This window comes from Protofrankia sp. CiP1_Cm_nod4, assembly GCF_982290645.1.
Window position 1 is genome coordinate 1 of record NZ_CEVIVC010000170.1, and the last position, 8,275, is coordinate 8,275.

Here is an 8,275-nt window from a genome sequence, read left to right on the forward strand (position 1 = left end):
ACCCCACCCGTCCCGTGAGCCGCCCGCCCACGAGAACGAGGGAACAACCGGCTGCCAGAGCAGCCACCTACGTACTCGTTCCCACGGACGGGATGGGGGCGCGGGGCTGGTCAGGGCTGGCGGGGTGCTGGCCTGTGCCCTGGCGGGCTCTGCCGCGGCGGGCTCTGCCGCGGGTGGACGGAGGTCCGGCTCCAGGTAGATGCGGTGCGCGATGGGGACCGCGGCGCGCAGCCGGGACTCGGCGTCGTTGATCACGGCCGCGACAGCGGGCACGGTCAGCTCCACGTCCAGCACGATCTTCGCCGCGACGAGCAGCTCCTCCGGCCCCAGGTGCAGGGTGCGGATGTGGATGACGTCGGTGATGTGCGGGGAGTGCCCGAGGACGTCCCGGATAACCGCGACCGTCGCCGGGGCCGCCGCTTCCCCCACCAGCATCGCCTGGGTCTCCGCCGCGACGATGACGGCCACCACGAGCAGCAGGATCCCGATGGCGAGGGTGCCCGCGCCGTCCCAGATCGGGTCGTCGGTCACGAGGGTCAGGCCCACACCGCCCAGGGCGAGCAGGAGGCCGACCAGCGCGGCGAGGTCCTCCAGGAGCACCACCGGCAGCTCGGGGGCGCGGGCCGCGCGGATGAAGCCCCACCACGACGCGTCCCCCTTGACCTGCCGGGTCTCGTGGATCGCGGTCCGGAAGGAGAACGCCTCCAGACCGATCGCCACCAGCAGGACGACCACCGCCACCACGCCGTTGTCCAGATGGTGCGGGTGGCGCAGCTTCTCCACGCCCTCGTAGACGGAGAACAGCCCGCCCACGCTGAACAGCACGATCCCGACGAGGAAGCCGGCGATGTAGCGGGAGCGGCCGTAGCCGAAGGGGTGCTCCTCGTCGGCCGGCCGGGTGGCGCGCCGCCGGCCGAGCAGGAGCAGGCCCTGGTTGCCCGAGTCGGCGAGCGAGTGGATGGACTCGGCCAGCATCGACGACGACCGGGTGATGAGGAACGCGACGAGCTTCGCCAGCGCGATCCCCAGATTGGCCGCCAGCGCGGCTACGACCGCCCTGCTACCACCTTCCGCGCTCACACGACCACCTGACCCACCACTCCTCGACAGCTTCTCGACGATCTATCAACGATCTCCGGACGCTTCCCGGACGGTTATCAGATGGTGACGGCGTCCGATACGTCCCCGGCCAGTGTGCCAAGCCGGGCCGGTCACCCGCCCGCCGGCCATGATGACCGCGACCCGCGAGCCAGGACGATCACTGCCGCCGGCCCGCGCCGGACACACCGCCAGCCCACGCCGGACCGCGCCAGCCCCGGCCGGACTACGCCGGAGCTCCGCCGACCGGGCCGGACACACCGCCGGAGCGGGCCGCCCCGCGGGCCGCCGGTGACGTCTCAGGCCAGGGTGATCAGTTCGGCGAGGTCCGCCGACCAGGAGTCCTCGACGCCGTCCGGCAGCATCAGGACCTTGTCGGGCGCGAGCGCCTCGACCGCGCCGGGGTCGTGGGTCACCAGCACCACCGCCCCGCGGAAGGTGGCCAGCGCCGCCAGCACCTCGTCGCGGGACGCCGGGTCGAGGTTGTTGGTCGGCTCGTCCAGCAGCAGCACGTTGGCGGCGCTACACACCAGCCCGGCCAGGGCCAGCCGGGTCTTCTCCCCGCCGGAGAGGGTGCCGGCCGGCTGGTCGACGCTGTCCCCGCTGAACAGGAAGGCCCCGAGGATGCGGCGCAGCTCCACGTCCGAGGTGCCGGGTGCGGCCGCGCGCATGTTGTCCAGTACCGAGCGGTCGGTGTCGAGGGTCTCGTGCTCCTGGGCGTAGTAGCCCAGACGCAGCCCGTGACCGGGATGGACCTCGCCGGTGTCGGGGGTCTCGGCGCCGGCGAGGATCCGCAGCAGCGTGGTCTTGCCGGCGCCGTTGAGGCCGAGGACGACGACGCGCGCGCCGCGGTCGATGGCGAGGTCGACCCCGGCGAAGACCTCCAGCGACCCGTAGGACTTCGACAGCCCGGTGGCGGTCAGCGGCGTGCGCCCGCACGGCGCCGGGTCGGGGAAGCGCAGCTTGGCGACCCGGTCGGCGACGCGCACCTCGGCCAGGCCGGCGGCCAGCCGCTCGGCCCGGCGGTCCATCTGGTGGGCCGCGCGGGCCTTGGTCGCCTTGGCCCGCATCTTGTCCGCCTGGGCCTTGAGCGCGTCGATCTTCTTCTCGGCGTTGGCCCGCTCGCGGCGGCGGCGGCGCTCGTCGAGCTCCCGCTGGGACAGGTACGTCTTCCAGTTGACGTTGTAGACGTCCAGTGCGGCGCGGGTGGCGTCGAGGTAGAAGACCTTGTTCACGCAGCGGTCGAGCAGGTCGACGTCGTGGCTGACCACGACCAGCCCGCTGTCGTGGGAGCGCAGGAAGTCGCGCAGCCAGACGACCGAGTCGGCGTCGAGGTGGTTGGTGGGCTCGTCGAGCAGCAGGGTCGCCTGGTTGTCGCCGGCCCCGGCGAAGAGGATGCGGGCCAGCTCCACCCGGCGGCGCTGGCCACCGGAGAGCGTCTCGAGCTGCTGGGCGAGGACCCGGTCCGACAGCCCGAGCGCCGAGCAGATCCGGGCCGCCTCGGCCTCGGCCGCGTACCCGCCGAGCGTGCCGAAACGCTCCTCCAGCCGGCCGTAGCGGCGGATGGCCGTGTCGCGGGCGGCCTCGTCGACCAGCTCGGCCATTTCGACGTGCAGCTTCTCCATCTCGCGCAGCAACGCGTCGAGACCACGGGCAGAAAGAACGCGGTCGCGGACCGTATCGGACGGGTCGCCGCTGCGGGGATCCTGCGGCAGGTAGCCGAGCTCGCCGCGGACGTCCACCGTGCCGGCGAACGGCAGGGTCTCGCGGGCCAGCGTCTTCAGCAGCGTCGTCTTGCCGGCCCCGTTGCGTCCGACGAGCCCGATCCGGTCGCCGGGCTGGATGCGGAACGACACCGCCTCGATGAGGGTGCGGGCGCCCGCGCGCAGCTCGAGATCGGACGCAATGATCATTGGTGTACGTGGCCTTCCGGGAACGTCGACGAACGTGGAGCGATCGGCTACCGCCCTACCGGCAGCCGGTGACCGGCAACCGATTGCCGGTCACCGACCGACTGGTGCTGGCAACCGACAGCCGATGACAGCGAGGCGGCACCGCGCCGCCAGACCCATCGTCTCAGACTACGATCGCCCGATCTCGGACTACGGTTAGCCGTCTGGTACACATCTGTATCCATCCTGCAACCGACAGCCGGCGGCATGGTGATCATTTTTGTGCCACCAGGGCCGAAACGCCGTCATACGGCGGTAACACAGGCAACTTAGGCTCTCCGGATGTGGCGGACCTCTTCGAAGGGTATGCGTCCCAGGCCACGCAGGCCTGGGACGAGGTGTTCGAGGCCCCGGACACCCCCCGCCCGCTGTACGCCTCGCTCTACGACGCCCTCCGGCCGCTGAGCAGCAGCGACCTCGCCGCCCGCAAGGCCGCGCTCGACCGGGCGTTCCGGGACGCCGGGATCACCTTCAACCTCTTCGGCGAGGAGCGCCCCTTCCCGCTGGATCTCGTCCCCCGCCTGCTGGACAACTCCGAATGGGACGTCATCGAACGCGGGGTCACCCAGCGTGTCCGGGCGCTGGAGGCGTTCCTCGCCGACATCTACGGGCGGGCGGAGGTCCTGGCCGACGGGATCGTCCCCCGCCGGCTGGTGCTCTCCAGCGCGCACTTCCACCGCGCCGCGCACGGCATCGACCCGCCGAACGGGGTCCGCGCGCACGTCAGCGGCATCGACCTGATCCGCGACGAGCGGGGCGGCTTCCGCGTCCTCGAGGACAACGTGCGGGTGCCGTCGGGGGTCAGCTACGTGGTGGAGAACCGGCGGGCGATGACCAGGGTCTTCCCCGAACTGTTCGCCACCCACCGGGTGCGCCCGGTCGCGGACTACGCCACCCATCTGCTGCACGCGCTGCGGGCCGCCGCCCCGCCCGACGTCGCCGACCCGACCGTGGTCGTGCTGACACCGGGGGTGTACAACTCGGCGTACTTCGAGCACGCCCTGCTCGCCCGGCAGATGGGCGTCGAACTCGTCGAAGGACGGGATCTGACGGTACGCAACAACAACGTCACCATGCGCACGACAGAGGGCGACCGGCCCGTCCACGTCGTCTACCGCCGGATCGACGACGACTGGCTGGACCCGCTGCACTTCCGCCCCGAGTCGGTGGTTGGCTGCGCCGGGCTGCTCAACGCCGCCCGGGCGGGCCGGGTCACCATCGCCAACGCGGTCGGCAACGGGATCGCCGACGACAAGCTGATGTACACCTACGTCCCCGACCTCATCCGGTACTACCTCGGCGAGGAACCGGTCCTGGCCAACGTCGACACCTACCGGCTGGAAGACCCCGACCAGCGCGACCATGTGCTCGGCCACCTCGACGAGCTCGTGCTCAAGCCGGTGGACGGCTCCGGCGGCAAGGGCATCGTCATCGGCGAGCAGGCGTCCGCGGCGGAGCTCGGCGTGTTACGGCTGAAGATCGAAGCCGACCCGCGTGGCTGGATCGCCCAGCGGATCGTGCGGCTGTCGACCTCGCCCACGCTCGCCGGTGACCGGCTGGGGCCACGGCATGTGGACCTGCGCCCGTTCGCGGTCAACGACGGCCGCCGGGTGTGGGTGCTGCCGGGCGGGCTGACCAGGGTCGCGCTGCCGCGCGGCAGCCTCGTGGTCAACTCCAGCCAGGGCGGCGGCTCCAAGGACACCTGGGTGCTGGCCTCGCCGGAGTCCAGCCGGGAGAGCATCTCCCCGCGCACCCGGCCGCCGGGCAACGTCCCGCAGGTCGCCGACGGCCCCGACGTCGGCCCGTTCCCCTCCTGCGACCAGCAGCAACAACAGCAACAACAGCGGGAGGGACGGCAGCCGCAACCACCCCCAGGGCGGCCACAACACCGGCCGGGGCAGCCACGGCGACAGGAGCCGGGGCAGCCATGGCAGGGGCAGCCATGGCAGAGGCAGGAGCGGCAAGGGCAGCGGCAGGAGCCGCGGTGGGACCAGTCGGAACACGGACAGCCACGGCCGGAGACCATCGGTGACCAGGCCCGCCGCCTGAACGGGCCGGCCGCATGCTGAGCCGCATCGCCGAGTCGCTGTTCTGGATCGGCCGCTACTCCGAGCGCGCCGAGCACACCGCCCGCATCCTCGACGTCCACGTCCAACGGGTGCTGGAGGACCCGTGGCTGGACGAGACCTCGGCCGGCCGGGAGCTGCTGGCCGTCATGGGCATGCCCGCGCCCGACGACGCCGCCGCCGCGGACTCACGGCAGGTCACCGAACTGCTCGCGTTCGACCCGGCCAACCCGTCCAGCATCACCGGCGCGGTCGGCGCGGCCCGGGAGAACGCCCGCGGCGCCCGCGACGTCATCTCCAGCGAGGTCTGGGAGTGCCTGAACGCGACCTGGAACGACCTGCCGCACTCCGAGGAGCTCGCGCGCCGCCTCGGCCCGCACGTGTTCTTCCGCTACATCAGGGAACGGACGGCGATGCTCGCCGGCCTGGTCGACGCCACCCTCGCCCGCGACGACGGCTGGCGCTTCCTCATCCTCGGGCGCAGCCTGGAACGGGTCGACATGACCGCCCGGCTGCTGTCGTCGAGCATCAGCGAGGATCCCGCGTCCCAGAGCTGGGTGAGCCTGCTGCGCTCCTGCGGGGCGCACGAGGCGTACCTGCGGACCTACCGGCGGGCCGTGGACGCCGCGCGCGTCGCCGAGTTCCTGCTGCTGGACAGGCTGTTCCCACGGTCGGTGTACTGGTCGCTGTCGATGGCCGAGCAGATCCTCGCCGAGCTCGACGGCACCCGCCGCGAGGCCCGGTTCACCGTGGACGACATGGCCCGCCGCATCGTCGGCCGGGCCCGCACCGAACTTGAGTTCCGCAGCGTGGACGAGCTGGTCGACGACATGCCCGACCTGCTGGTGTCGCTGCAACGCACCTGCTCCACCGTCAGCGAGGCAGTCACGCACCGCTACTTCGCCCGCAACGCCCCCCGCTCCTGGACGATCGAGGTACCAGCATGACGACGGGTGAGAGCGGAGCCGGCATGATGGCTGGCCGGGGCCGGGCCGGTGTGGCGGCGGGCCGGGGTGGGGCCGGCGGGCGAACGGAGGCGCGGCGGTGAGCTGGCAGATCCGGATCGAGCACTCCACCGGCTACCGGTACGCGGCCCCGGTGATCTCCTCGTACAACGAGACCCGGATCATCCCGCAGACCGCCGCCGGCCAGCTCACCCTGGAGGCCACCGTGCGCACCGAGCCGACGGCGGCCACCTACCGTTACTGGGACTACTGGGGCACGCAGGTCACCGCGTTCGACCTGCACACCCCGCACACCGAGCTCGTCGTCACCGGCCGCTCGGTGGTACGCACCGCCCCCGCCCGGCCGGGACCGAGCGACGGACCGGACTGGCAGGCCCTCGCCGACGGGTCGATCACGGACCGCTTCGTCGAGTTCATCCGTCCGAGCCGCTTCACCACGGACCATCCGGAGCTCGCCGAGACGGCCCGCGAACTCGCCGCGCGCCACACCCCGGCCGAGTTCGTCCCGGCTGTCGGCGAATGGGTCCGGCAGCGCCTGACCTACCGGCCCGGCACGACCGGCGTGCACACGTCCGCGGTGGACTCCTGGCAGCAGGGCGAAGGCGTCTGCCAGGACTTCGCCCACCTGGCTCTGGTGCTGCTGCGGGCCGTTGGCCTACCGGCCCGGTACGTCTCCGGCTACCTGCACCCGTCCACGGACGCCACGATCGGCGAGACCGTCGTCGGCCAGAGCCACGCGTGGGTGGAGGGCTGGCTCGGCGACTGGTGGGGCTTCGACCCGACCAACGGCGTCCCCGCCGGGCAGCAACACGTGGTCGTGGCCCGCGGCCGGGACTACAACGACGTCCCGCCCCTCCTCGGCGTCTACTCCGGCGGCGCATCGACCTCCCTGGGCGTAACCGTAGCCGTCACCCGCCTGAGCTAGCCCGCTTCGCTTCCCGTGGGCATCTTCACCCACACGGACCAGCCCCCAGCAGACCCCCTCCCACACCACCGCCGGCACCCCCACCAGTCAAGATCCAAAAAGACCCCAACGCCGCGTCAGATCACACGATTGAGTGTGTAAGTGGCTGCTGTGGCAGCCACCTGTCCCCTCGTTGTCATGATCGTGTTCGTGAGTGGGCTGGTGAGTGCGAGGGCTATGTGGGCCACGACGTCGTCGGGGTGGTCACGGACGGCGAAGGACGGGAAGCGTAGGACGCGGTCGCCGGCGAGGGTCAGCTCGTTGCCGCGGGCGAGGTCGGCCAGCCAGGTGCGGGGGTCGAGATGGCCGGTGCCGTCGATCTCCACTGTCAGGCGGGCGTGTTCCCAGTGGGCGTCCAGATACCAGCGTCCGCTCGCTCGCTGCCGGGCCACCTGCCGGTCCGGCAGCGGTATGGACGCCGCGCGCAGCGCGCGGACGAAACGCAGTTCGGGCAGCGAATGGGAGCCGCCCTCGACGTCGGCGAGGGTTTCACTGATGAGACGCCGCCATCTGACCCGGACAAGCCGGTCGAGGACGGCCCGCAGCCGTGCGGCGGTTGTCAGCCGTTGCTGGACGCCGGCGGCCAGCAACGCTCTGGCCGCGTCCTCGCTGGTCGCGGTCGACGCCATGTCGAGCAGCGCGTGTTCGATACGCATGCGGTGTGGACGCACGGCCGGGAGGATGCCGTCGGCGCCCAGGCCGCGGCGGCGATGGACCCGTACGCCGGGGACGGCAGGCGCCTGGTGCGCGTTCGGCACGCTGACGTGGATCGTTCTTGACGGGAAGCCCTGCAGCCCGCCCAGCTCGGCGGCGGTGGCATGGCTGAGTACCGCATCGGCTCCCGCGTGCAGTACGGCCGCCCACCGCGTCTGCGGTGGGGAGAGCGGGCCACTGTGGGTGACGAGCACCCGTAGGTGCACCCGTTGCCAGGCGCCGGTCACGAGCCGATGGCGGACGGCCGGCCGGCCGAGGGCACGAACCGCCACTTCCAGCCGTACGACACCATCCTGATCAAGGAGGATGTCTCTCCATGTGTCGGGCATTTCCTGACTGTGCATCTCGGCCACCCCTGTGGATAACATTCGTCCACAGGGGTGATATCTACTAATATAGAAGGTTTTCAACTGGTGCCATGTCGGCCTGAACTGGCCCTGGTCGTCGTGTCCGGGCGATTCCGAGGCAACGCCGCCGGACCGCTTGAGCGCGGCGGACGGGCGGACGGGCCGGCGG

General features: G+C 71.7%; 5 protein-coding genes and 1 pseudogene. 3 read left to right on the forward strand and 3 right to left on the reverse strand.

Annotation, left to right across the window (positions count from 1 at the left end; genetic code table 11):
• Positions 1-117 precede the first annotated feature (117 nt).
• Positions 118-1,080: pseudogene (locus AC5LSR_RS21415) on the reverse strand (cation diffusion facilitator family transporter); the annotation flags it as partial.
• A gap of 317 nt (positions 1,081-1,397) precedes the next feature.
• Complete coding sequence (locus AC5LSR_RS21420) at positions 1,398-3,011, reverse strand: ABC-F family ATP-binding cassette domain-containing protein (RefSeq protein ID WP_250282672.1); 1,614 nt, start codon at positions 3,009-3,011, stop codon at positions 1,398-1,400.
• Positions 3,012-3,334: 323 nt separating this feature from the next.
• Between AC5LSR_RS21420 and AC5LSR_RS21425 the strand changes: the two genes are divergently transcribed.
• The 3 genes from AC5LSR_RS21425 (at position 3,335) to AC5LSR_RS21435 (ending at position 7,006) form a co-directional block, all read left to right on the forward strand.
• Positions 3,335-5,119, forward strand: a complete 1,785-nt coding sequence (locus AC5LSR_RS21425) for a circularly permuted type 2 ATP-grasp protein (protein WP_250290752.1) — start codon at positions 3,335-3,337, stop codon at positions 5,117-5,119.
• The gene (locus tag AC5LSR_RS21430; protein WP_250290750.1) at positions 5,113-6,063 is read left to right on the forward strand and encodes an alpha-E domain-containing protein; all 951 of its coding nucleotides are present in this window, start codon (positions 5,113-5,115) and stop codon (positions 6,061-6,063) included. Before AC5LSR_RS21425 ends, AC5LSR_RS21430 begins: the two co-directional genes overlap by 7 nt.
• A 97-nt stretch (positions 6,064-6,160) precedes the next feature.
• Entirely contained in the window at positions 6,161-7,006 is an 846-nt protein-coding gene (locus AC5LSR_RS21435; protein ID WP_250290749.1) for a transglutaminase family protein, read from the forward strand.
• Positions 7,007-7,122: 116 nt separating this feature from the next.
• Here AC5LSR_RS21435 and AC5LSR_RS21440 read toward each other — a convergent pair whose 3' ends face one another.
• A complete protein-coding gene (locus AC5LSR_RS21440) occupies positions 7,123-8,031 on the reverse strand; it encodes an endonuclease domain-containing protein (protein ID WP_250290748.1) in 909 nt (302 codons plus the stop codon).
• Positions 8,032-8,275 lie beyond the last annotated feature (244 nt).

Excerpts from the sequence above, each read along its gene's own strand:
- AC5LSR_RS21430 (WP_250290750.1), top strand. The coding sequence starts at position 5,113 with ATGCTGAGCCGCATCGCCGAGTCGCTGTTCTGGATCGGCCGCTACTCC.
- AC5LSR_RS21420 (WP_250282672.1), bottom strand. The coding sequence starts at position 3,011 with ATGATCATTGCGTCCGATCTCGAGCTGCGCGCGGGCGCCCGCACCCTC.